Raw genomic sequence first — 24,910 nt, 5'->3', positions numbered from 1 at the left:
AGTCATCCCAATTAGATAATCGAGATGACTTAGATTCTATTATGCAAAGTTAGATTATTTTGGGTTACGAAGCAATATCTCGTCTACCATTCCATAATCTTTCGCTTCAGCAGCTGTCATCCAGTAATCACGGTCTGAATCAGCCCACACTTTTTCGTACGTTTGTTTTGAGTGTGTTGCGATAATATCGTACAATTCTTTTTTCAATTTCTGAATTTCACGAGCTGTGATTTCGATATCAGAAGCCTGACCCTGAGCACCTCCAAGCGGTTGGTGAATCATGACGCGTGCATGTTTCAATGCAGAACGTTTTCCTTCAGCACCAGCACACATCAATACAGCTCCCATTGAAGCTGCCATTCCAGTACAAATCGTTGCGACATCTGGTTTGATGTATTGCATCGTATCGTAAATTCCTAAACCTGCGTAAACAGAACCTCCAGGAGAGTTCAGGTAAATTTGAATATCTTTCTTCGCATCAACTGATTCCAAGAATAACAATTGTGCATTGATGATATTTGCGACTTGATCGTTGATACCAGTTCCTAAGAAAATGATACGATCCATCATTAAACGTGAGAACACGTCCATTTGTGTCATATTCATATGACGTTCTTCAATAATATAAGGTGTTAATGAAGATTCGATGTAGCTTTCTAAGTGCATGCTGGAAAGTCCGACATGCTTTGTTGCGTACTTGTGAAATTCGTTTTTATCGAACATGTTTGATAGTTTTTTAGAAGTATTAAAATTAATAGGTTTCGACTGAATTGATTCTTTTTTTTGCAGAAATTAACGAGAATAATTACAACAACAAAAAGTTCAAAACTTAAATTCTAAAAAAGAGTTGTATTCCAAGTTTTTTTATTGTGAACCAAACTGATTGAAAAACCTTCTTTCTTTTGCATAATCAGATAGATAAACCTCACAGTTTTCCTTTGAGTAATTCCCGCAAAAATAAAACTTCTTCTTTTAGTACCTGAATCTGTGACTGGTGAGCTTCCAGCAACTCTTTCGGAATATTGTTGTTAACGGTATTTCCTGATAAAGTACACTGATACCAATAATTTGCTGGACTGAAGGAAATCAAAAAATCAAGCTGTACACCCAGTTCATTAGCAATCACATTAGCACGTTCAACATCAAGTTTAGTAACTCCGCTTTCAATCTTCTGATACGCCTGTTGGGAAATTCCTAATTGCATTGCAAGTGCTTGTTGAGACAAACCTTTCATATCTCTAAAAAAACGGATTTTGATACCTAAATTTAGTGTGGTTATTTGTTGTTCCATGATTCTGTAACTAGTGAGTTAATACAAAGGTACCAATTAGAAGTTGTAATCCACAATATGAGCTTGTAGCTTACAACAAGAGGGTTGTTATTTACAGTGTAAATCATTCGACTAGTGTGGTCTTCGAAGTATAATTTTGACTCAAATTTTAATCGTATGAAAAAAATAACCTTAACTTTTTATTCACTGCTGAGCATTTTCTTAGCTCATGCACAACCAGAAACTCCACCCGCACCAAAACCACCATCTCTTTTGATTAAACTGGCAACAAACGAAAACAACAGTAATGTTGTAAATTTTAACTCAATAGATTGGAAAGACTATCCCAACACAACGGAATTTGATTTTAGTAGAATGACACCTTTATCAAAACTTCAATCTGCCGTATCAGAATCTTGGGTTACCCCTGAGGATTTACCCATATCAATTATTGATATTGATGATGAGACATATACAATTGAAGGTACTGTTAGTCCGACATCAACTAAGACGCAAAAAATTATACTTGGAAACTCAACATATATGACTACGCGAGTTGAGTTTAAAGAGGAGTATAAACTCTTGAACAATGGATCAACTCTAGCAACTTACACAAGTCATTATTACTCGTATTTTGATAGTAGTCAATTAGTATTTGAAGTTTTTACTAAATGGCAAGATCTGGGAGATGATTTGAGTCAATTTTATGAGGGAATCTCTTTTAACATTGAAGATAAATCACAGCAACAAAATGATATTTCTCTTATTTTGAATCCAAATCCTTCCAATGGGGCGAATCAAGTACTTGCCAACTTTAACCTGTGGGCTAATGGTTTTACTACTGTTAGCATATCCAATCAATTATCGACTTTCAATCGAGTAGTTTATTCTGGAGATTTGCAGAGTGGTTCCAACAGTATTCCAATACCAATTAGAGACTTTCAGTCTGGTATTTATGTTGTAACCGTTTTGTTCAATGGGCAAATGTTTTCTTCTAATCTAATCATTCAATAACCATGAAAAATTTTATCATCGTATTTTTCACGCTTCTTTTACTTTGTGAAGCAAAAGCACAATGCCCAAATGGAAATGCTGAAAGTAACAATTTCAACAATTGGCAAACCTTCTACTCAAATGCTCAGCATCCTCAGGTATTGAATGCCTTTACTCCAGGGTTTAGTTCTGATCGTTTTGGAGTTCAAAGTAGTACTTCGACTTATCCTGCAGTAGCCCCTTATATGCTAGTAAACGGTGTTGATCAATACTCCGGCATTACCGTTCCAAGTCAGGGTGCATATTGTTTTAGTTTAAATAGTAATTTAGCAGGAGGTGCTGCTGAAATGATGAAATATACCTTTCTAGTGACAAATCAGAACAAAATATTTAAGTTCAGATATGCAATTGTTCTTAGGGATGGAGGACACAGTGAAGGAAATCCTGCTGGATGGTTCTATATGGTAAAGGGAAATAACACAGTTCCTACTTTATCTGGGATGACACTATATCATCAAACACAAAAAACATTTATTGCTAATACAAGTGATCCTTTTTTTAAGCGGTCAGCGATTCAATCTGATATCGTTTATAGAAATTGGGAATGTGTTGAATATAATTTATCGGCTTATGTAGGTCAAGTGGTATCGTTTGTCGCAATTGCTAGGGATTGTGTACCTACTCAACATTTCGGTTATATGTATATTGATGCTTTGTGTGACGCATGGCCCGCGACAGCAGAAGGCACTTTAAATGGGTCTGCTTTCTGTTTGGAGCAACCTATTATTTTAAATGCATCCGCCTCATCCGGAGAAGACAGTTATTTTGTAGAAGTATCAGAAGTAGATGCAAATGGAGATTATTACCCTGCGGGTAGTGGTACCATGCTCGTAAGTGATTGGTATATTGCACAACAGGCTCCGTCAAACTTTAATATCACTAACTACCTGAATAGCAAAGGTGTTAAACTAAAATGCGGAAAGAAGTACAAAGTAAAGATTGCCGTTACTAATCGATGTGCACCCTGGAACGAAAAGAGTATGTGGTTTGATATGGTATGCCCGCAAGTAAATGCAGGACCAGACATAACGAAATGTTGTTCAGGAGAGGTAATAGCAACCGATCCGCTTCAAATCGGTTCGCCAGCGATTCCTGGAAACACCTATAATTGGACCTCTGTTCCGTCAGGATTCACAAGCACCTCTTCATCACCTGGAATCAGTCCAAATAACACTACGGCATATTTGGTTGAAATGGCGCAACCTAATGGATGTATTGGCCGGGATACTGTTGTCGTCCGCTTTTTACCGCCTGGATATATGTTGTCCTTAACGTCAAAATATAAATTGTGTGATTATCAACCTTACGTAACAGCCCATGTTCTGTATAATGGTTGCCCTGCATTAGATCAACAATTTTTAAATACTTTCGGTTATCCAGATGCATCCTTCGTAAATTGGTATTTTAAACCAACAGGGGGTACAAATCAATTAATAGGAACAGGTGGCACTATCCATGCTCCTAATGCGGATGGGCTTTTAACGGCTACTATTTCATCAGCATGTGCTCCGAACCCTGTAAGCGTAACCAAGCAACTGTTTTATAGACCTGGCGGACATCAATTTGTTCAACCGAATTCATTTACACCAAATGGGGATGGCACTAACGACATTTTCAGAATACTGGAATCTGGTCCTGCCGCACCTCTCAATATTGGAGACGAACCAGCATACGGAATTAAAGACTTTAAATTACGAATTTACAATCGATGGGGAACAAACTTTAAAACAATTACTAAAGCAGATGTAGGTAGACAACCACATGAAAATGTTCGTCAAGGTGATATTTCATGGAATGGAACAGACAATAACGGGGTTGTTCAGTTTGGAACTTATGTTTACACATTAGAAGTCATGTATTGTGGCTCTGATACTTTTCAACGGATTCAATTATCAGGAGCTACAAAAGATCCATGTTTGAGATGGGTGTGGATTTTCTGTGTGAATAGGGTCAGCGGTTGGGCTTCACATGTGAATGTAATATTGTAATAAAATCATCGTTAATTATTGTGAACTGATCTCATTATCTGAAATCAGTTCACATTTTTTTATATCTGTGCGATCCTGAACAAAATTGGGGTTACCTTAGTTCGATAAAATTCTAAATGTTGGAAAAGAAAAAGAATATAAAAATTTTAACAGTAGCTCTTATACTGAATGCCCTTTTTTCATTTCAGCCACTTGCTCAAAAAGAAACAGCAAATTGGATTTTATGTCCCAATTCACTGTTAAACTTTAATAATCCAACACCTACATTTAATTATGATTCCGCATTACCCTTTAATACATGGGAGTCTTCTGCAAGTATTTCGGATTCCAACGGAAATCTACTTTTTTATACTGATGGAGATACTGTCAGAGGATCAAACGGAACTATTTTACCTAATGGAGAAGATGTATCCTATGTTAAATCAGTTGATTTACAAAGTACTACCCAAGGAGCATTATTCATTCAAAAACCAAATTCAGCCAATTTATATTATCTCTTTTCTCTGGGCTTTTATCAAGACAGATTTGACAAAGGACTTTTTAGCTACTCAGTAATTGACAAAAACTTAAATGGGGGACTAGGATCAGTTGTATCAAAGAATAATCACTTATGCTTAGATACTTTGGCTGAAAAAATGACTGCAACAAAGCATTGTAATGGAAAGGATTATTGGATTGTGGTCGTAAAATGTATCGCCACCAAGTTAAATGATGGCGCTCCTATTGAATATTTAACCGAGTTTCAAAGTTATTTATTGACTGAAAACGGAGTTCAAATATCTCCAATAAAATCAACTCTGAAAACCCATTGTGGCAGATTCGGACAAATGAAATTCAATAACAAAGGCAATGAGTTAGCCTTTGCACAAAATAATTACTTGACTCTTCTAGCGTTTGACAAATCAAGTGGAAAAGTCTCTTTAAAGACAGAAAGAAATTTACCTCTTAAAAATGGGTACGGATTAGAATACGCCCCAAATGATTCGATTATTTATATTAATCAGCTTCAATACGAAATTGCTTCGAATTCATTAACTCAATTGAATGACCCAAATTATCTTGCACAGCTTCAAAGAGGTATAGATGGAAAAATATATTCTATTAGAGTGACAGATGAAGGTGGAGGATTTTCGTCTGCTTCAATTCCTTTTTATTGGACTCAAAGTAATTGGGGTAATTCCTATTTTATCGGTTCACCAGATAATTCTACGAATTTGGTTGCCATTGAGAACCCTAATTTGGCAGGTCTATCCTGTCAATATAGTGCAAATTATTTGGTAGCAAATACAATTTCTTTCTCTTGGAGCGTTGCTCTGCCTAATTTTCCATCGTTTTATTTCAATCATCCTATTAGTGAATTCACATATTCAGGCACTTGTGTAGGAGAAACATTTCAATTTTCATTGGTAAACAATCCTGTTCCAGATTCGGTACATTGGATTTTTCATGATACAGGTTATGAAGTAACTTCATTGGGTGCATCATTCACTTTTCCGTCATCTGGAGAATGGGAAGTAAGTTGTTTTGTTTATATAAATGGTGTTGTAACATCCAGCACCCAATGTGTGAACGTTTGTGGGGTAAATGATGTTTCATTTCCTGACAAAATAAATTTGTGTGAAGTACCTACACCTTTTGAATTGAATGGATTAAATACATGTACTGCGAACTATTTATGGAATACAGGAGATACAACTGCTGCGATAACCATATTAAAAGAAGGAATTTATACACTAGAGACAACGAATAGCTGTGGTATTCATAAATACACGGTTGAAGTATTCAAAGGCGATGATTGTACTGTTTTAACAGAAATCCCAAATATAATTACAGTAAACAATGATCAAACCAATGACAATTTCAGTATTAAAGTAAAAAATGCCAAGTCGTTTACCTATTCGATTGTTAATCGCTGGGGAAATCTAATTACCCTAGGAGAAATAACTGTTCCTCCGACATCTGTTTTTGATTGGAGCACTTTTGATCTTTGGGATGGAAAAACTGAAAGAGGTGAAATCGTAAATGATGGTACCTATTTCTACATCATTGAATTCGTCTTGTTCAATGATTCTAAGTTTTCAAAAAATGGATTTGTGTTCGTAGTCAATTAACTTGAGTTCTGAATGAATCTTAATCGTGTGAAAATTCGATTTCGTAGCTCGTATGTTTCCGAATATTCAGAACACTTTCGTCCTCAAAAATCAAGTATTGACCTTTGATTCCTACTAGCTTACCTCGAATTATTGGTGTTTTGTCGAAGCTAACGCTTTTTACTTTTACGGGATATTTTTCAACGGGATAACTCAAGGAGATAATCGTGTCATCCATACTCACGAAATCACGCATATCGAATGGAAGAAAATCCTCTACCCTCCCTTTTTCATCGACCAAATCAATGTCTTCATTGATCTCATTCTTCAACATCCGTTGCCAATTCGTTTTATCGGTCATCATCGATTTCAAAGCAACTTCAATCATTCCTGCCTCATAGCGATTCGCTGTTTCGGCTAAAACAATTGCTTGTGAAGCTCCTTGATCCATCCAACGTGTCATTTTTTGTTCTGCCCTCGTTACACCTACTTTTACCGTATCGGAAGCAGCCAAATAAACAACATGCGGTTGATTATGGTGTTTTTCTTCCCATTCCACATCTCTTCCTTCACCCAAATGCGCTTTACATAGTTCTGGATTAATGATACAAGGTGCAGCTTGAGGAGCTGATTGAAAACAAGGATAACAAAAACCTTGACCAAAAGAGTTTTTCGTTTGTTTTCCACAATTGGAACAAACAATTTTCCCAGTCCAAGCTAATTCGATTTCTTTTCCAATCAACTCATTCATTTTAATTTGCGGTTCTCCATTGAGCACCAATTGATATTGAATTGGATCCGCAAAAGAAACCCTCATTTTATCTAATAATCCTTTCATTTCTTTTAGATTTTAAGACTGAAGACAAAAGACTACAGACAGATTTGTCTTAAGTCTTCTATCTTTTGTCTAATGTCTCAAAATATTAATCCTGTATACTTTCCAACTCTTCAGTTGCTTCGAGCCACATTTCAGAATAATAATCCAATTTTGATTTCGCTTCATCGAATGACTTTAAAACTGGAGCAGTTGATGAAGAATCGGTAAAATCCATCGTTGCTAATTGCTCTTCCAAACCTTTCACCTCCTTTTCCAATTCTTGAATGCGCTCTTCGTGCTGTCTTACTTTGGTTTGAAGTTGATTCTTTTTGCGTTTATTCTCCTTTCGTTCTTCCTGAGATTGTGCTTTCACAGGTTCTTCAACAACCACTACCTTCTGAACAACCTTTGCGGTTTCCTTTTTGGGAGTACTTGCATTCATTGCCATTTTGCGTTGTAAGTATTCATAAACGCCAAAATGATGAATCTTAAGGGTTTGATTTTCAATATCCCAAATACGATTCGTTAATCCATCTAAAAATTCGCGGTCGTGAGATACAATCAAAAATGTTCCTTCGTATTGCAACAAGGCTTTTTTGAGAACTTGCTTACTCTGAATATCCAAGTGATTGGTTGGCTCATCGAGAATCAATACGTTTGAAGGGCTCAATAACAATTGACACAAAGCCAAACGCGTTCGTTCACCTCCTGATAAAACGCCAACTTTCTTGTCGATATCTTCTCCAGAGAATAAAAAAGCTCCCAAAATAGAACGCAATTCTTTTCGAACTTCACCTGAAGCAACCAAATCAACAGTTTCATAAATCGTCAAATTCTTATTCAAACGTTCAGCCTGATCTTGGGCGAAATAGGTAATCTTCACATTATGACCATATTCTACCTTTCCATCGAAATCAATTTCTTTGGTCATACATTTAAACAAGGTCGATTTACCCACACCATTTGGTCCTAAAAGTGCAATCTTTTCTCCTCTTCCAACAGTGATGGAAATATCTCTAAACAACGTTCTATCACCATAGGTTTTCCCCAAATGTTCCATTTCAAGTACCCACTTTCCAGGTTGCACATTCAAAGGGAAGAAGATATTCATCTTTGCAACAGCATCGTTTTCTACTTCAATACGTTCTGTTCGATCCAATTTTTTGATCAATGATTGAGCAAATGCCGCCTTATTCTTTTTCGCACGGAATTTATCAATCAATTCCTGTGTTTGTTTAATGTCTTTATCTTGCTGTTTCTTCGCATCAACCAAACGATCCAATTCTTCGGAGCGCAATTCCTTGTACTTCGAATAATGGTATGGAAAATCGAGAATCTTCCCGAAGGAAATTTCCCAAGTTCTATTTGTGACGTTATCCAAGAACAATCTATCGTGAGAAATAACTACGACCGCTCCATCAAATTTCGTTAAGTAATTCTCTAACCATTGAATGGAAACAATATCCAAGTGATTTGTTGGCTCATCGAGCAATAACAAATTTGGGCGATTGACTAATATTTTAGCCAACTCAGCTCTCATTTTCCATCCTCCAGAGAAAGAATTCAGCTGCTTTTCGAAATCATCTTTGTGAAAACCAAGTCCATCTAAAACAGACGCAATTTTCTCTTCCCATTGGAATCCATCGTGAATATTGAATAAATCATTAGTAGCATTCAAATCATTCAACAACTCCAAATAAGATTCCGACTCATAATCTTGTCGTGTAGTCAATTGGTGATTAATCTCATCAATATGTTTCCGAAGGTGATTTAATTGTTCATTCGAAAAAAACAAATAATTAAACACACTTTGATTGGTGTCAATGACGATATCTTGAGTCAGAAATCCTACTTCCAGACCTTTTTGTCTGTGAATTTGACCATCAGTAGCCTTTTCAGTTTGGGCGATCAACCTCAACAATGTTGACTTTCCTGCACCATTTTTACCTACTAAACCAATTCTATCCCCTTGATTAACCTGAGCCGAACAATCCTCAAACAAATAACCCTGTGGGAAATGCACTCCCAATTTTTCTAAAACAAGCATGTGCAAAGGTAGACAAAGTCTGAGAGAATTGAGAATTGAAAAGTGAGAAGTTCAAAAATTGAAGATTAATTGAAATGGGGAAAGAATTTACAAAAAAGTCAAGCTAAGAAACCCTTAGCCTGACTCGTATTAACAATCTAAAATTCTATAGAACAAATGATGCTAATTTTTTTCTTACAATTTGATCTGGTCCAACATAATCCATTTTAATATTTACAATAGTTCCTGATTTTCCTTGTCTCAATAAACGTGTTGCGTCATCAGAAAGGTGATTTCCTTTTCCCTTCTCAGGTTTTGGAGCACTACTTAAACTCAATTCCCAATTCAAGATTGTGAACTTGGCGTCTAAAGGGCTGTTTTTATAACGTGAGAATAAATTCTTTTCTAGAGGAGAAATTTTTCCTCCTTCTTCTGCAGCCCCAAAGAAAAAGTCGGGATTTGGGAGAATCATTACGCGGAATGGGAATGAGCCCAATTTCACTTTTTTCTTTGAAACCGAATTTACTCCATAGATATCAATAGTTGCAGTTTTGCCACTCGTTGTCACTTTAGCGATATGTTGATTTCCATCTTTTGATAAACTCACTCCATTTCCCTCCAATATTGTTTGATCATAACCAGATGCCACACCTTCTACTCGATTATTGTATCCTTTATACAAGACATTCAATTGCGGCAATGAAATGGTTCCTTGCGGTTTCATGATTTTTACGGTATGCGTCCAATCTTCCATTTTCACCTGACCCGATTTATTTTTAATGGAAATCGTTCCTTTCAAGACCATTTCACCACTCGAACCCACTTTCGTGCGAATGATACCTTTTCCTTCAGAACCTAAAAAGGATGATCCATTGTAAGTCACCGTAGGTTGATTATCTGAATCAAAAGCGGCCATCATTACATTCAACTCTACTTCGTCGCCACTATTTGCAATCTCTGGTCCGTAAGCCAATCCAACTATGCTATTAAAGGAATATTCTCCAGTAGAAACTTTTGATTTTAAATGAGCCAAGGCCAAAGAACGAGCCGAAAGAATGTCTTGTTGCATGGAAGAAAGAGAAGCCAAGGCAGCAACAAGTGGCGAGTGATCAAAGGTTTGTCCAATCCAATGGACTCCTTCTATATCATTTTGTGTAACTCGTTCTTGTTTAGTAAGATTCATATAGATGGATGAGAGAATTTCTTCATCATCCCTCATATTTACGTGTGATGATCGAAGCATTTGAGCTACTTGTCTCTTCAAGTCTTTATTGTCCTTAAAACTATTAATCTCTTTCGGATTAACAGAATACGAATTCTTTCCTTCTTTGTAAGTTCCCACTGCATGAATCAACTTTGATCGAAAATTGTTGTAATGTTCCCAAATCATTTTTCCTTTTCCTGTGGGATTCTTGATATCATCTCCAACTAAAATATGCATTGGAATATCGTATTGATCCTTTGCCTGAACAGCCATCAAATTCATCCGTATTGGTCTGCAATCTTTTCCCTTTTCCCAAATAATAGTTTCTTTGTCTTCTGGTTTGATTATCGTAGTCTCTTCTCCAGATTCCCTCAATAGTTCTAATTTCACACGATCAATTTCTTGAATCAAACTAGCCGATAATTGATCAACTTGCTTCATTTGCTTCATCACCTTTTTTAATTTATGAAGCTTTTGAGCATTCTCTTTTCCGCGAGTTGAGGCAATCTCATTAGAAATGTCAGACACAAATTCAGAGCCTCTATCTACTTGCATCACATTCGATTTTTGGGTATTCTCTTCTATCGCTACAAACGCATCCAAAATGGTTTTCGATACGTTTAATGCCAAAAGTGCGGTGAGTACTAAATACATCATTCCAATCATCTTTTGTCTCGGTGTTTCTTTTCCTCCAGCCATGACTTAAATTTTTAAGGTTATACTTATCGAATGTTCTTTTTTCAATAAGTAACATGAAGGCAAAAAAAATGTCCCGACGTTCGCTATACGAAGTCGGGACAGTATTAACTTTCAAAAATTCCAAACATCTTGTTCAAAGGTTCGAATGCTTTCAATGATATCCGCAGATTCTATTAACGCATCAACTCCCGTTCGGTAACTATCGATTGAGCGATCAAACACATTGCTTTCCTTATAAACGGTACTCGAAAATCTTCTTTTCCAAAACAAATCATCGTAGCTCATCCATTGTGCATCATTTTTGTCGTTGTAGACATAATAATTGGTCAATAAATACCGCAAATGTGGAAAATAAACCCAAAATTTCGTTTCCAAGCCTGAAATCATTTTTTGTCCATTTGAACTCGTTTCCTCTTTCGCAATAACGGGAGCTATTCCCAAGATTCGAACATCCATTACAGAACGTTCCTTGTCAAAGAACCAGTCTTCTTTGATCAAATATTTTACAATATGTTCCGAATCAATCCAGGTAGTATCTCTTGGTGGATACACAAATTGGTTAATCCCATTGATTATTGCCGTTGAATCTTGTCCGTCATAGGTAGAATAAGGTACATCAGTTTGATCACCCAACTTTCCCAGATAATAAAACACATTGTTTCTAAAAACGGAATCATTGCAATAATTCCCTCCAGATTCAGGAACAATTGGATACTTGAACTGATCTCCATCAATAATATCAAATTGATAGGGATTGTAGGGGGAAAATACTTTGAGTTCTCCGTTCATAATGTGATGACGCATGATTGTCCATAAAGACCAACAATTGGTATTTCGAACATATTGCCCAGAAGGAGTATGGTGATCCAATGGGTAATAAATAGGGTGATTGATTTTTTCTCTCAGATCAATTTGTCGCCAAACCCGTTTACTCCAAACAACATCAGACTCACGCACATACTCATACGGTACGGTACGTTTGGTCAAAACATGTTCTTTGAGATACGGATTATCAATAGTAGGATTAGAGGAAAGAAAATCAGTGGATTCACATTGTGCAGAAGCATTCTGGGTCCCGATTAAAAATAGGATAAAGGAGTATTTTTTCATGGCATGGGGTTTTCTTAATAGTGAAAATCTGTTCCATTCGTTACATGATTAAGCCCTAATTATCATTACAATCTAATTAAAAATCAATTCCTACTTTTTGCCTAGGCATAAAAAGTAGGCAAAAATGCCTTTGTCTCAATTACTGCATTCAAACAGTCTTTCGTTTCTGACCGATCTAGGAAAGACGAGATCAGGACCTCAAATGACAAGCACTTTCCAAGATCGATAACAGAAACGAAAGGCTTTTCCTTCTATGTTACATAGAATAGGTCGGGTGACATTTTTTTTGCTTCGAAACAAAATTTTCCCTGTCGCGTAATTGAGACTTCTGTCCGCAACCAAAAATCCCACTAATTAGCAAGTCATTTTTAACGAAAAAAGCACTCTGCAAAATAGCTCTGAGTAACATCCAAATGAAATTCATTTATCTGAAATTCAAATTCTACGAACAATAATTATTCGTAGAATCAAAAAATCCCGTCTCAGCTAAGCCAAGACGGGATTCATTATTTTTAGTTTCAATTAGAAGTTCCAAACATCGTGTTCGAAGTTTCTAATCTCTTCTGTTACTTTTTCTGCTTCCATTAGTGCATCTACACCAGTTTTGTAACTATCAATCTTGCGATCATATACGTTACTTTCACGGTAGATAGTACTTGTGAAGCGACGTTGCCAAAACAAGTCATCGAAACTTTGCCATTGCGCATCATTCTTTTCGTTGTACACAAAGTAGTTAGCCAAAATGTAACGACAATGAGGAAAATACAACCAGAATTTTTCTTCCATACCAACGATGTTTTTACCACCCGTTGGGGATTCTTCTTCTTTGTAAACTACTGGTGCAATTCCAAGAATACGAACATCTAAAACCGAACGTTCTTTATCAAAGAACCAATCTTCTTTCAAACGATACTGAACAATGTGCTCCGAATCTACCCAAACTGTATCTGCAGGAGGATATTTGAAAGAGATAACACCAGTTACAGGGTCTGTAACCTCAATTGGATCTCCATTTTCATCAGTCAATGGAACATCACTTTGAGCTCCCAATTTCCCCATGTAGTAGAAAGCTTTGTCACGGAATAAAGAATCCGTTAAAAAGTTCTTTCCTGGTTCTGGTACGATTGGATATTTGAATTGATCTCCATCTAACATATCAAACTGATATGGATTGTAAGGAGAGAACATTTTCAAGTCCCCGTTGATAATGTGGTGACGTAAAATTGTCCACAAAGACCAACGACTCGTATTTCGAACGTATTGTCCAGAAGGAGTATGCTTATCTAATGGCAAATAAATCGGAAGATTCATTTTTTCACGCATATCAATCATTCGCCAAACACGATGACTCCAAACCACATCAGCTTCACGAACAAACTCGTACGGAATCATTCTTTTAGTTGGAATATGTTCCGTCATATAAACCCCATCAATGACATCCGCTTGCGGCACATTTACAGGTCCACCATTGATTTCTTGAGCATTAACAAATGCTCCAGTCAACAATGCACTTAATAGAACTAAACGTTTCATGTTTGACAAAAATTATTGATTAAATGGTGAATACACCACCTTTTTTACGTTGAATTTTATCTGGTCCAACTACTTTAGTCATAAAACTAATTTGAGAACCAGGCTTTGCTTGTTTCAACAAGTTCATTGCTTCACCACTCAAAACGTTTCCAGCGCCTTTAGCAGGTCTTGGAGCACCAGCAACATTTAATTCGTATTCTAATACTGTAAATGTTGCATTCAATGGGCTATTTGAGTATTTAGCAAACAAACGAGTTTCCACTTTAGATGCTTTACCGCCTTCTTCAGTTGCTCCAAAGAACAAAGAAGGATTAGGCAATGTCATCACACGGAAAGGGAAAGAACCTAATGTTACTGTTTTATTAGTTGTAGTGTTTCTTCCTGCAACAGTAATTGATGCAGTTTTACCTGCTCCACTAACCGTTCCGATATAGCCTGTTCCATTTTGAGTCAATGTAACTCCAGAACCAGTCAAAATTGTTTTGTCGTAACCAGAAGCTACACCCTCCACTTTATTTGCGTATCCTTTGTACAATACATTCAATTCAGGAAGAGAAACTGTCCCTTGTGGCTTCATTACTTGAATTTTCTTTGTCCAAGGTAATGTTTTTGCTACACCTGACTTATTCAAAATCGTAATTGTACCACTTAAATTCATTTCAGTAGATCCAGCTTTAGTCTTAATAAATGCTTTCCCGTCGCGAATATTCTCTTTAGAAACAGGTGCATTTCCCATAGTAACTGATGGTTGTTTATCAGAATCAAAAGCGGCCATCAAAACTTGAAGTTCAACATCTTCATTTTGATTTACTACTTCTGGTCCATAAGCAAGTGCCATAATTTTATTGAATGAGTACTCACCTCCACCAACTCTTAAACGAATCAATGATACAGCATCAGCACGAGCAGTCAAAATCTCTTTTTGCAAAGAAGACAATGACGCTAAAGCAGCTACTGATGGCGAGTGGTCAAAAGTACGTCCAATCCAATGTACATCCTTGATTTCACCCTCATGCATATCATCTAATTCTTTCTTGGTAAGTGACATGTAGATTTTCTTTAACATATCCTGATCATCTGGAGCAACATTCTTCATTGCTTTATCCAAAGTCTTACTCACTTCAGCAATTTCTTTATAATTACGAATGTTCGGATCTTTAAAAGAATACTTTTTTTCTTTAGTACTTGCAGACGAAGCAATCAATGATGCTAAATCTCCACGGAATTTCATGTAGCTATCCCACATTTTAATACCATTTCCAGTAGGACGCTTGATATCATCTGCAATACCCATAACATCCATTGGCTCATCGTATTTATCCTTACCATCCACTTTCATCAAGTTCATGCGGATTGGTTTCAATGGATCTTTATCCGTGTAGGCCTTAGTAACAATGAATTCAGGACCAACTTCTTTCACGTTTTCACCACATTTCTCTAAAATTTCCATTTTCAACCCATCAAGTAATTTGATCTGATCAATGGTCATTTTATCAATTTTGTCGACAACGCCCATCAAAATTTTAGCCTTCTTCATAGCTTCAGGATTACTTTTATCCTCTGCTACTTCTTTCAAATCGAGTCTTTTTTCTTCACCTCGACCGTATTCATTCAAATTTGATATTTGGATATTTTCTTCAATTGCCACGAAAGCATCCAATATGGCCTTCGAGACGTTTAGTGCCAGAAGTGCGGTAAGTACTAAGTACATCATACCGATCATCTTCTGTCTTGGGGTTTCTTTTCCACCTGCCATGACTTCTAAATTTTATTGGTTTACTTGTTAGTAATATTCAATTTTAATAAAGTAACTATCGATTAAAAAATTAATCTCTAGAAATTGTCATAGCTTTCAACATGTTGCCATAAACTGAATTTAAATCAGTTAAGTTTTTAGACAACATTGCCATATTTTCTTTATAACGTTTTGTATCTTCAGCTGAATCAGATAAATTCTTCATCATTTCAGTTACTTGACCTTGGAATTTCTCTGTTGCCTCTAAATGAGCCGAAGAACCTTTCAATTGCAATTCGTAAACATTGTTCAATGCAGACAAGTTTTTAGAAACTTTTTGCATTTGCTCACCGAACGACTCACCTTCTTGTGTGTTTGAAGTCATTCCAGAAATTGAAACTGATGCTCTTTCATAAGCTTCAGATAAATTAGATACTTTGTCAGACGCTGCTTGCAATGAAGAAACATAAGAGTCAGTTGCCGCTGCTGCAGATGTTACACCTTTCAATTGAGCAGCATTTTCACCCAACTGACGCATTCCATCACCTAAACGCTCTAACAATTGACCATCAATTTTTGCTTCCTCTAACATTTTGTCTAAGTGCTCAGTAATTCCAGATCCACCAGAATTTCTTCCTCCTCTTCCTCCTGCAGCTGGCAAAGCATCGTGATCTAAATCATCACTGTGACCTAAAGCTAACTCTGGGTACACCAATTCCCAATTTGGATCCTCATGAATCGGCTCAAATGCCGAGAAAATGAAAATCAATGCCTCTGTACTTAATCCGACGATCAACATGGGACCTGCAAAAGGCCAGTGCATGATTTTAAATAAGGCTCCTACGATTACGACTGCCGCACCGAAACCGTATAATTTCGCCATAAACTTTTTCCATCCTTTACTTCCTGGTTTCATAGTTTTCTTTGTTTTTTAGGTTTAACCAAATTTATTGTTTTGTAAATTGTTTGTTGTATTCCTAGCGAAGTTGGATATCGCTACGAATTTCTTCCCCACCCTCTTTCGAGAAGTCACGTCCACCACGTCCTAAGTGTGTTGCCACATTTCGGAATCCGACGTACGATTTGGCTGTATCCTGATACTCGTATGTACGAGTTGAAGTTTGCAAATAATAACCTACATCTTTCCAAGAACCCCCGCGGATAACTTTACGTTTCATTGCTGGCGGATCCCAGTCCATTGCATCATATCTATAATCAGTATTCAAATCATGAGAGAACTCATACATCGCTTCGTCATAAGCAGTTTCACACCACTCAGAAACGTTTCCAGCCATACAATATAACCCCCATCCGTTCGGATTGTAAGAATATGCTTTTACAGTATGGAAACCACCGTCTTCAAAATAACGACCTCGCATTGGTTTAAAGTTACCTAAGAAACATCCGCTCTGGTTACGAATATAAGGGCCTCCCCAAGGGTAAGGTGAGTTATTCAAATCTCCACGAGCAGCTCGTTCCCATTCAGCTTCTGTTGGCAAACGGAAATCATTTACAAATAAATCTCCCATTGCTGTTAACCAGCTATTCAATAATTGAGTTCTCCAAATTGAAAATGCTTTTGCTTGTACCCAAGTAATACCAATAACTGGATAGTTATCGTACGCTGGATGCCAGAAATACATATTCGTCATTGGATCATGGAAAGCATAAGTAAAGTCACGCACCCAAACCAAAGTATCTGGATACACATTAATTTCCTCATCAATGATAAAACGTTGACGATTCTCGTGACCACGAAGACCTGTACTTTGTCCTTTTTTATTGAAATAACTCAAATCCTTATCCAAACCTTGAGGTTCTTCAGTAAACGGATGGTTTGGAGTATTCAAGTCACGGTGCTCTGGACTAACCTCATTTCCATCTTTATCAATTCCATTGTGAACGATATCAATTCGACCTCTTCTAGCCGCTTCTCTCAAATCTATCCAATAGTACTTGAAATTCAATTTACGAGTATCAATTTCACGACGTCTGTAAAAACGCTCAGGCTGAGGATAGTACATGTCAGCTAAGAAAGGCATCAACTCTTCGTCAGTGTAAGAAAAACGACGATCCCAATTCAACGTAAATTGAGCGCGATTCACATCTCGATCAGAAGGCTCAAATTCAGCCATTTCTAAAGCACCTTCATCAAAATACATGTCTGCATAATTGATGTAGCGAGATGCATCTTCATCATCCTCCACTCCAGAGTAAATACGTTCACGAGCCATTGAGTCACGAACCCAATCAACGAATTGACGATACTCATTATTTGTAATCTCCGTTTGGTCAATATAAAATGCCTGAACAGAAACCGTTTTTGCACGTGTTTGGTGCAAGAAAGGAACATCTTGGTCATTTTCTCCCATAATATAGGAGCCAGATGGAACATACACCATCCCAAGAGGAATCTCAGGCTGGTAAACTCGACGACCCAAAGTCCCAGTCAAGTGACCGCTTCGCGAGCTACAAGAGGCAATTAAAGCCCCAATTAAACCGATAAACAACAGTTTTTTCATTCTAGTTCAATTTTACAGTTCCGGATTTATCAATTAACATTCTACAGGATCAATTTGTGATAATAACGGAATTGAATAAAAAATGGTTACAAAGATTCTTATTTTTTTTCAATTTTACAACCAACGTGGATTATGTGCTTTCGTAATTGGTATAATTGGAATATAACAAAACTTCAACGCAATCTCATGTGTACCAGTAGATATCTTAGCTAATTTACCTACCGTAATATCATAAGAATATCCAATCCACATAAACGCTCTACCTTTACCACTTGCCAATGTTTTATCAAAAGGTTTAAATCCAACCAATACAGATAATGCATCGCTATTACGGAAAGCTAAACCACCATACAAAAAGTTTCTAAAGATATAGCGTACATTCACGTTTCCAGATACTTTTCTCAAATTACTCTCCACAAAACCTTGAACATCGATATCACCATCACCAATTCTTCTAAAAGTATACCCACCCATCGCATAGAAATGGCGAGCCAAATCAAGCTGAACAGTTCCTGTTCCCGTTTGAGAAGTCAAAGGTAATGGAGATGCTTGTAAATGCGTTGCTGAAATACCTGCATACCAATTATTAGTTCGGTAATAGGCGCCTAAATTAATATCGTAAGTAATCGCAGAGCTTGCTCCAGGAAAAGTCGCATCGATTTGAGTCTGTGGACCAATCCATGTTGGACTCATCCCTAAATTAACCATTCCGACACCTAAGCCTAAACCTAGTTTCCCTTGTCCAATTTGGAAATGGTGAGAATAATTCAATGAAACATTATTCTGTCTATTAAATCCAATTGCATCATGCGTGAAATTCAATCCAAAGCCGCCCGACCACTTGCCGAAACTTTCCATGTTAATCTCAGCATTGAATAGAACTGAGTTTGGTGCTCCTGAAATCTTATCCCATTGATTGCGATACATCAAATTTCCACACAAACCTTCTTCTATACCTGAAGCTCCTGGGTTAACAGAGAACTTATTATAAAAGAAATGTGTTAGTGCAATGTCTTGTTGAGCTACTGCTCCAAAAGAACAGAACACAAACGCTGATAAAATACGTAACGTTTTATTCATATTAAAGGGTCCTAAATTTTGGTTTTAACATGTTTGACTTTAACAAATTTTAGCCAATTGGCGACTAAAATAAGTATTTTTTAGAACAAACAAAATTTTTTCGTGCATTCAATTCATCTTTTCCACAATGAAATGTTGAATAGATAAATATTTAACACACTACTCTGATACGAAAGTCTCCGCAAAAGGTTACCCTAACTTTTGATATGTCTTCCACCACAGGTTCGGTATATCACCATTCAAAGCGTTGTTATACTGGGATTTATCACACGGAACAAGGTGATGTCTTTCGTATTTAATTCCTTCTTTTGGAGGATAAGGAACCTCCATCCACCACCGCTCAGAGCGGTTGCTGCGGTAAAAAATAAGTTCGTGATTTATTTCGTCGAGAAAAACAGTAAACTTGGTATATTCCTTTTTTGAGCCAATTGGAAAGTCTCCAACCCTTTGAGCGTACCCATCCATAAAATACCAAATAATTTGAGCGATTTCTGCATGTGCGCTTTCAGCAATTTCTCCTGGTAATAGGTTAAACAAGCCCAAAGACGTTAGTTTGTCAGAAATTCCAGCGTATTTGGCTATTTGACACACATCTTGGTTATCCAACCCATTTGGTTGAGAAAAGTATTTTCCTTTAAAATCAGATGCTTTGATCGATTGCAAATCAATACTTAACAAATCTGTATTTCTTAACAAAGGCTCTGCGATTTTAAAATCTGCTTTAAATTCCCCTAAACGAATCGCATCAAAGAATAATTTTTCAAATAAATCGATTTCTGAAGACTTCACGAGTGGTGTTTGATAACCAACGACTGAAAAATTGAATAAGTAACAAGGTCGGTGCATCAATAATTTACTCACATACCCATCCTTGCTGATAGGAAGTTCGGGATCTCCCAAATCCAATTTAGAATCAATATTTAAGACATTGATTAGTTGTTCCAACTCTTCATATCCTTGATACATGGCGTAAGTTAAATCTTGAGAACCACCAATTACTAAAGGAATAACCGATTTTTTTACCAACTCAGCAACAACCTGTCTCAATGCAAAATAGGTGTCTTCTACTCGTTCTCCAGGCATTAAGTTTCCTAAATCATAACTTTTAAAGTTCCAGTTACTTCCCGAAAAATAAGTTGCTAAGTGGTTTCGAAAACGATCGTCGGTTTGGCCATGTAAAGAAGGTTCGCCATTTCTGAACTCAGGAATATAGATGATTGCAATTCCAGCTTGATCGATTTCAGGAAAGCCTGATCCGTCATTTCGAACAAATCGTTCACCCAAAGATTCTGCAATGGGATTTTCAATCGGATCAATTGGACTAAAATAAATAGAGATATCCTTCATTCTAAAAATGTCTTTGGACAAAAATAGCCGAATGACTCTTTGTTGAAACGTCTCATTCAATTAAGAATAAAGAGTCGAAAGTTAATAACTCGGGGAATTCAAAAATGAGAATTCAAAAGTCAAAAGTTTTATTGACCGTTTTATAACTTTTGACTACTCACTTTTATCCTGAATTAATTTCGCACTGACGCTTGTCGTAATTCAGTCTTCATCAGCCATAGCTGATTCTTATTTCTTCTTAGCCGCAGGTTTTTTAGCCGCAGCTTTCTTGGCAGGAGCTTTTTTCGCTGGCGTTTTCTTTTCAATCATTTCTTTCACCTTGTCAAGAGTCAGGGTCGTAGCTTCAACGGAACTTGGAAGTTCAATCTTCAATTTACCTTTCAATATGACTGTTTTCCCCCAACGTGCCTTTTCAACGCGAATACCTTCTTCTTTCCAATCGTAGATAACTTTATCTATGTCCTTCTGAATTTTTTCAGCGACTAACGTATCAATATCTTGCTGAGTAAGGTTATCAAAATCATATTTCTTGCTGACATTAATAAAGATTCCATTCCATTTGATAAATGGTCCAAAACGACCAACCCCTTTTTGAACAGGCAATCCTTCATAGGTCCCAATGGGTGCATCAGCCTGCAATTTTGAGTCGATGAGTATTATTGCCTGATCCATTGTGAAACCCATTGGATCATCCCCTTTTGCAAGTGAAATAAACTGATCTCCAAATTTTACATAAGGACCAAAACGACCAACATTTACTTCTACTGGAGAACCTTTATATTCCCCCAAATTTTTAGGTAATTGAAATAATTCAAGAGCATCTTCCAACGTAATCGTATGGATGGATTGATTCCCTAATAAGGATGCAAAGCGCGGTTTTTCTCCGTCTTCTTTTTCATCTCCAATTTGAATCATTGGTCCAAAACGACCAATTCGAGCAATTACTTTTTTATTAGAAGCTGGATCAATACCTAAATCGCGCTCACCAGTAGCACGGTCTGAATTTTCCAAGGTATCTTCTACACTGTGATGGAAAGGCTTATAAAAGGAAGTCAACATAGCTGTCCATTCCATTTTACCGCGCGCAATTTCATCAAACTGCTCTTCCACTTCAGCTGTGAAATGATAATCCATAATTCCTCCAAAATGGTCTACCAAGAAATCGGTTACAACCATTCCAATATCTGTTGGGAATAATTTATTTTTTTCTTTACCAGTAACTTCTTTCTTCGTTTGCTTGTCAATAGCAGAACCTTTTAGTTCCAATACTTGATAAGCACGCTCATCCCCTTCTCTTTCTTGCTTCTCCACATATCCGCGTTTTTGAATCGTTGAAATGGTTGGTGCGTAAGTAGACGGTCTTCCAATTCCTAGTTCTTCTAATTTTTTCACCAAAGAAGCTTCTACATATCTCGCAGAAGGACGTGTAAAGCGTTGAGTTGCACGAATAAAATCACGGTCTAGATTCTCTCCAACACGAACAGCTGGCAACAAACCTTCCGTTTCGTTCTCATTGTCTTCGTCGTCTATATTTGCTTCCAAATACACTTTTAAGAACCCATCAAATTTGATGACTTCTCCTTTTGCTTGGAAAACTTCAGCTAATTTTTGATTCCCAATAGAAATCGTTGTTCTTTCCAACTCAGCATGACTCATTTGAGATGCGATTGAACGTTTCCAAATCAAATCATACAGGCGTACCTCCTCTCTTTCACCCCGACTCAAAGAATGCATCCCAAAATTAGTCGGACGAATTGCTTCGTGAGCCTCTTGTGCATTCGAATTCTTATTGGTGTATTTCATTGGATGCGAATATTCTTTTCCGTAAGCAGAATGAATTTCATTTTTCGCACCTTCCATTGCTGTTTCCGATAAATTCACGGAATCCGTTCTCATGTACGTGATATGTCCAGCTTCGTATAATCTTTGTGCAACTTGCATGGTTCTTGAAACCGAGAATCCCAATTTCAAAGATGCTTCTTGTTGCAAGGTAGAAGTTGTAAATGGCGATGCGGGAGTTTTCTTAGCTGGTTTTTGTTGTACATCCAGTACTTCGAAATCAACTTTCGCACAATTTTCTAAGAATGAATTCACTTCGGTATCTGTTCCAAAATGTTTGGATACTTCCGCTTTGATTCGCTCTTTTCCTTTTAAAAACTCTCCTGTAACTCGAAAATAGCTTTCTGCGTTAAATTGTTGAATTTCTTTTTCCCGTTCAACAATTAATCGTACTGCAACCGATTGCACACGACCTGCTGACAAGCTTGGTCTCACTTTTTTCCATAAAACAGGAGAAAGTTCAAAACCTACCAAACGATCCAATACTCGTCTCGCCTGCTGTGCATCTACTAATGGTTTATTTATTTGGCGCGGGTTCTCAATTGCTTTTAAGATGGCACCTTTTGTAATTTCATTGAAAGTGATTCGCTTGGTGTCCTTTTTATCCAATCCAAGTGTTTCATATAAATGCCAAGAAATAGCTTCTCCCTCGCGGTCCTCATCGGTAGCGAGCCAAACCACATCTGATTCCTTCGCTAATTTTTTTAATTCTGCCACTAGGGCTTTCTTATCGGGGCTGACCTCGTATTCGGGTGCAAAATTATTTTCGACATCAATTGCTAAACCTTTCGAAGCTAAATCGCGCACATGGCCAAAACTTGATTTTACAGTAAAGTCTTTTCCGAGGTATCCCTCAATGGTTTTCGCCTTTGCAGGTGACTCAACTATGACTAAATTCTTGCTCATGCTAACTAATTTTCTGGCTCGAAACGATTCGAATCGGTGCAAATATAAACGGTTTTAAAAACAAAAAACAAGATAAAGCGTTTTGAAAAAAAATGAAGTCCCTATTAAACTATAGTTTATATTTTTTACAAAACCAATATTTCAGCCCGAAACCAGTTAAAGTTTTCCGAAAAATTAACAGAGAACATCTCCTGACATTTTGACATATCTGTCATAAAAACTATTTTTGCACACAATAAAATTCAAACATGTTAGAGAATCACGGATTAAATAAAGTTATTGACGAAGGCAGACAAGGAGAAGCGATCATTTTAGAAGGTGGTACTGGTTCCAAAAAACTTTATGTGGAAAGCTATGGATGTCAAATGAATTTCAGTGATAGTGAAGTAGTTGCTTCTATTATGACAAAGGAAGGTTATACTACCACTCGAAACATTGACGAGGCAGATGTCGTTTTAATTAATACATGCTCCATTCGTGAAAATGCAGAAACGCGTGTTCGTAATAGACTAACTGAATTTAAAAAACGGAAAGCGGAACAACCAAACTTAGTAGTAGGAATTTTAGGCTGCATGGCGGAACGTTTAAAACAAGCCTTATTGGAAGAGGAACAATTGGTTGATCTAGTAGCTGGTCCAGATGCTTACCGCGATTTGCCAAACTTAATAGATGAAGTTGGAACAGGTCAGCGCGCTGTGAACGTATTGCTTTCTCGTGAAGAAACGTATGCAGACATTTCTCCTGTGAGAATGGATCAAGGTGGTGTAAGCGCTTTCGTTACGATTACTCGTGGTTGTGATAACATGTGCTCATTCTGTGTTGTTCCATTTACACGCGGAAGAGAACGTTCGAGAGATCCACTTACAATTGTTCAAGAATGCAAAGATTTATTTGCAAACGGATACCGCGAAGTTACTTTATTGGGACAAAACGTGGATAGTTACCGTTGGAATATGAGTAGTAAGGGAGTATTGAAGGATGAAACAATTCCAACAACAAACTTTGCACAACTGATGGAGATGGTCGCATTGATTCATCCAGATTTACGCATTCGTTTTTCTACTTCTCATCCCAAAGACATGACAGACGACGTGCTGGAAATGATGGCGAAATATGAAAATATTTGTCCATATATTCATTTGCCCGTTCAATCTGGAAATTCAAATGTATTGGAACGTATGAATCGCGGGTATTCTCGCGAATGGTATTTAGAGCGCATCGCAGCCATTAAACGCATCATCCCAGACTGTGCTATTTCAACAGATATTATCACTGGATTTTGTGGTGAAACAGAAGAAGAGCATCAAGAAACTGTGTCTTTAATGCGTGAGGTTGGATATGATTTCGCCTATATGTTTAAATATTCCGAGCGACCGAAAACATTAGCAGAACGCAAATTTGAAGATGATGTTCCAGAAGAAGTGAAAGGAAAACGATTGGAGGAGATTATTGCTTTGCAATTGAAAAATGCTTCTGCCGCTCACAAAAGTCAAGTAGGTAAAATTGCAAAAGTATTGGTGGAGGGTCCTTCAAAACGTTCTGCAGAACACTTTAGCGGAAGAGATGGAAGAAATTCAAAAGTTGTTTTCCCGAAAGGAGATTCGAAAAAAGGCCAGTATGTATTCGTGAAAATTACTGATTATACCTCAGCAACGTTGATGGGAGAATTGGTAAATCACGCTAATTAAAAT

Annotated in this window: 17 protein-coding genes; 4 read left to right on the top strand and 13 right to left on the bottom strand. The window is 37.1% G+C overall.

Going from position 1 to position 24,910, the window contains the following annotated elements; genetic code table 11:
* Positions 1-54: 54 nt before the first annotated feature.
* The gene (gene clpP, locus FLUTA_RS11520; RefSeq protein WP_013687056.1) at positions 55-723 is read right to left on the bottom strand and encodes an ATP-dependent Clp endopeptidase proteolytic subunit ClpP; all 669 of its coding nucleotides are present in this window, start codon (positions 721-723) and stop codon (positions 55-57) included.
* 202 nt (positions 724-925) lie between these two features.
* Positions 926-1,291: a helix-turn-helix domain-containing protein gene (locus FLUTA_RS20805; protein ID WP_013687055.1), complete on the bottom strand. Its 366-nt coding sequence runs from the start codon at positions 1,289-1,291 to the stop codon at positions 926-928.
* Between the two features lie 156 nt (positions 1,292-1,447).
* Here FLUTA_RS20805 and FLUTA_RS11510 point away from each other — a divergent pair, with 156 nt between their 5' ends.
* The 3 genes from FLUTA_RS11510 to FLUTA_RS11500 all read left to right on the top strand — a co-directional run bounded on the left by FLUTA_RS11510 (position 1,448) and on the right by FLUTA_RS11500 (position 6,422).
* Complete coding sequence (locus FLUTA_RS11510; protein WP_013687054.1) at positions 1,448-2,284, top strand: T9SS type A sorting domain-containing protein; 837 nt, start codon at positions 1,448-1,450, stop codon at positions 2,282-2,284.
* 2 nt (positions 2,285-2,286) lie between these two features.
* Positions 2,287-4,311 carry a T9SS type B sorting domain-containing protein gene (locus FLUTA_RS11505; RefSeq protein ID WP_013687053.1) on the top strand — a complete coding sequence of 675 codons (2,025 nt, stop codon included), beginning with the start codon at positions 2,287-2,289 and terminating at the stop codon, positions 4,309-4,311.
* A 116-nt stretch (positions 4,312-4,427) separates the two neighbouring features.
* On the top strand, positions 4,428-6,422 hold the full coding sequence (locus tag FLUTA_RS11500; protein ID WP_013687052.1) for a T9SS type B sorting domain-containing protein: 1,995 nt from the start codon (positions 4,428-4,430) through the stop codon (positions 6,420-6,422).
* 19 nt (positions 6,423-6,441) lie between these two features.
* On the opposite strand, the gene FLUTA_RS11495 is transcribed toward FLUTA_RS11500, so the two are convergent.
* The 11 genes from FLUTA_RS11495 to topA all read right to left on the bottom strand — a co-directional run bounded on the left by FLUTA_RS11495 (position 6,442) and on the right by topA (position 23,219).
* Entirely contained in the window at positions 6,442-7,239 is a 798-nt protein-coding gene (locus tag FLUTA_RS11495) for a DUF2797 domain-containing protein (protein ID WP_013687051.1), read from the bottom strand.
* An 85-nt stretch (positions 7,240-7,324) separates the two neighbouring features.
* The gene (locus FLUTA_RS11490; protein WP_013687050.1) at positions 7,325-9,265 is read right to left on the bottom strand and encodes an ABC-F family ATP-binding cassette domain-containing protein; all 1,941 of its coding nucleotides are present in this window, start codon (positions 9,263-9,265) and stop codon (positions 7,325-7,327) included.
* A 145-nt stretch (positions 9,266-9,410) separates the two neighbouring features.
* Positions 9,411-11,147, bottom strand: coding sequence for a type IX secretion system motor protein PorM/GldM (gene porM / locus FLUTA_RS11485; protein WP_013687049.1), 1,737 nt, complete (start codon positions 11,145-11,147; stop codon positions 9,411-9,413).
* Between the two features lie 111 nt (positions 11,148-11,258).
* The gene (gene porN / locus FLUTA_RS11480) at positions 11,259-12,257 is read right to left on the bottom strand and encodes a type IX secretion system ring subunit PorN/GldN (RefSeq protein WP_013687048.1); all 999 of its coding nucleotides are present in this window, start codon (positions 12,255-12,257) and stop codon (positions 11,259-11,261) included.
* Positions 12,258-12,779: 522 nt separating this feature from the next.
* A complete protein-coding gene (gene porN / locus FLUTA_RS11475) occupies positions 12,780-13,790 on the bottom strand; it encodes a type IX secretion system ring subunit PorN/GldN (RefSeq protein WP_013687047.1) in 1,011 nt (336 codons plus the stop codon).
* Between the two features lie 19 nt (positions 13,791-13,809).
* Entirely contained in the window at positions 13,810-15,546 is a 1,737-nt protein-coding gene (locus tag FLUTA_RS11470) for a GldM family protein (RefSeq protein WP_013687046.1), read from the bottom strand.
* Positions 15,547-15,616: 70 nt separating this feature from the next.
* On the bottom strand, positions 15,617-16,441 hold the full coding sequence (porL, locus tag FLUTA_RS11465; RefSeq protein ID WP_013687045.1) for a type IX secretion system motor protein PorL/GldL: 825 nt from the start codon (positions 16,439-16,441) through the stop codon (positions 15,617-15,619).
* A 61-nt stretch (positions 16,442-16,502) separates the two neighbouring features.
* The gene (gene porK / locus FLUTA_RS11460) at positions 16,503-18,047 is read right to left on the bottom strand and encodes a T9SS ring complex lipoprotein PorK/GldK (RefSeq protein WP_013687044.1); all 1,545 of its coding nucleotides are present in this window, start codon (positions 18,045-18,047) and stop codon (positions 16,503-16,505) included.
* 114 nt (positions 18,048-18,161) lie between these two features.
* The gene (locus FLUTA_RS11455) at positions 18,162-19,127 is read right to left on the bottom strand and encodes a PorP/SprF family type IX secretion system membrane protein (protein WP_013687043.1); all 966 of its coding nucleotides are present in this window, start codon (positions 19,125-19,127) and stop codon (positions 18,162-18,164) included.
* Between the two features lie 189 nt (positions 19,128-19,316).
* A complete protein-coding gene (locus FLUTA_RS11450; RefSeq protein WP_013687042.1) occupies positions 19,317-20,474 on the bottom strand; it encodes a formimidoylglutamase in 1,158 nt (385 codons plus the stop codon).
* 228 nt (positions 20,475-20,702) lie between these two features.
* Positions 20,703-23,219, bottom strand: coding sequence for a type I DNA topoisomerase (topA, locus tag FLUTA_RS11445; RefSeq protein WP_013687041.1), 2,517 nt, complete (start codon positions 23,217-23,219; stop codon positions 20,703-20,705).
* A gap of 248 nt (positions 23,220-23,467) precedes the next feature.
* On the opposite strand from topA, the gene miaB reads away from it, so the two are divergent.
* Entirely contained in the window at positions 23,468-24,907 is a 1,440-nt protein-coding gene (gene miaB / locus FLUTA_RS11440) for a tRNA (N6-isopentenyl adenosine(37)-C2)-methylthiotransferase MiaB (protein WP_013687040.1), read from the top strand.
* Positions 24,908-24,910 lie beyond the last annotated feature (3 nt).

The organism is Fluviicola taffensis DSM 16823, assembly GCF_000194605.1.
GTDB classification, from domain to species: domain Bacteria; phylum Bacteroidota; class Bacteroidia; order Flavobacteriales_D; family Crocinitomicaceae; genus Fluviicola; species Fluviicola taffensis.
The sequence above is the reverse complement of the archived record's forward strand: the minus strand, read 5'-3'. Positions and strand labels throughout refer to the sequence as shown.

Bases quoted from the DNA above. Each gene is read 5' to 3' on its own strand.
- clpP (WP_013687056.1), bottom strand. From the start codon at position 723: ATGTTCGATAAAAACGAATTTCACAAGTACGCAACAAAGCATGTCGGA.
- FLUTA_RS20805 (WP_013687055.1), bottom strand. From the start codon at position 1,291: ATGGAACAACAAATAACCACACTAAATTTAGGTATCAAAATCCGTTTT.
- FLUTA_RS11510 (WP_013687054.1), top strand. From the start codon at position 1,448: ATGAAAAAAATAACCTTAACTTTTTATTCACTGCTGAGCATTTTCTTA.
- FLUTA_RS11505 (WP_013687053.1), top strand. From the start codon at position 2,287: ATGAAAAATTTTATCATCGTATTTTTCACGCTTCTTTTACTTTGTGAA.
- FLUTA_RS11500 (WP_013687052.1), top strand. From the start codon at position 4,428: ATGTTGGAAAAGAAAAAGAATATAAAAATTTTAACAGTAGCTCTTATA.
- FLUTA_RS11495 (WP_013687051.1), bottom strand. From the start codon at position 7,239: ATGAAAGGATTATTAGATAAAATGAGGGTTTCTTTTGCGGATCCAATT.
- FLUTA_RS11490 (WP_013687050.1), bottom strand. From the start codon at position 9,265: ATGCTTGTTTTAGAAAAATTGGGAGTGCATTTCCCACAGGGTTATTTG.
- porM (WP_013687049.1), bottom strand. From the start codon at position 11,147: ATGGCTGGAGGAAAAGAAACACCGAGACAAAAGATGATTGGAATGATG.
- porN (WP_013687048.1), bottom strand. From the start codon at position 12,257: ATGAAAAAATACTCCTTTATCCTATTTTTAATCGGGACCCAGAATGCT.
- porN (WP_013687047.1), bottom strand. From the start codon at position 13,790: ATGAAACGTTTAGTTCTATTAAGTGCATTGTTGACTGGAGCATTTGTT.
- FLUTA_RS11470 (WP_013687046.1), bottom strand. From the start codon at position 15,546: ATGGCAGGTGGAAAAGAAACCCCAAGACAGAAGATGATCGGTATGATG.
- porL (WP_013687045.1), bottom strand. From the start codon at position 16,441: ATGAAACCAGGAAGTAAAGGATGGAAAAAGTTTATGGCGAAATTATAC.
- porK (WP_013687044.1), bottom strand. From the start codon at position 18,047: ATGAAAAAACTGTTGTTTATCGGTTTAATTGGGGCTTTAATTGCCTCT.
- FLUTA_RS11455 (WP_013687043.1), bottom strand. From the start codon at position 19,127: ATGAATAAAACGTTACGTATTTTATCAGCGTTTGTGTTCTGTTCTTTT.
- FLUTA_RS11450 (WP_013687042.1), bottom strand. From the start codon at position 20,474: ATGAAGGATATCTCTATTTATTTTAGTCCAATTGATCCGATTGAAAAT.
- topA (WP_013687041.1), bottom strand. From the start codon at position 23,219: ATGAGCAAGAATTTAGTCATAGTTGAGTCACCTGCAAAGGCGAAAACC.
- miaB (WP_013687040.1), top strand. From the start codon at position 23,468: ATGTTAGAGAATCACGGATTAAATAAAGTTATTGACGAAGGCAGACAA.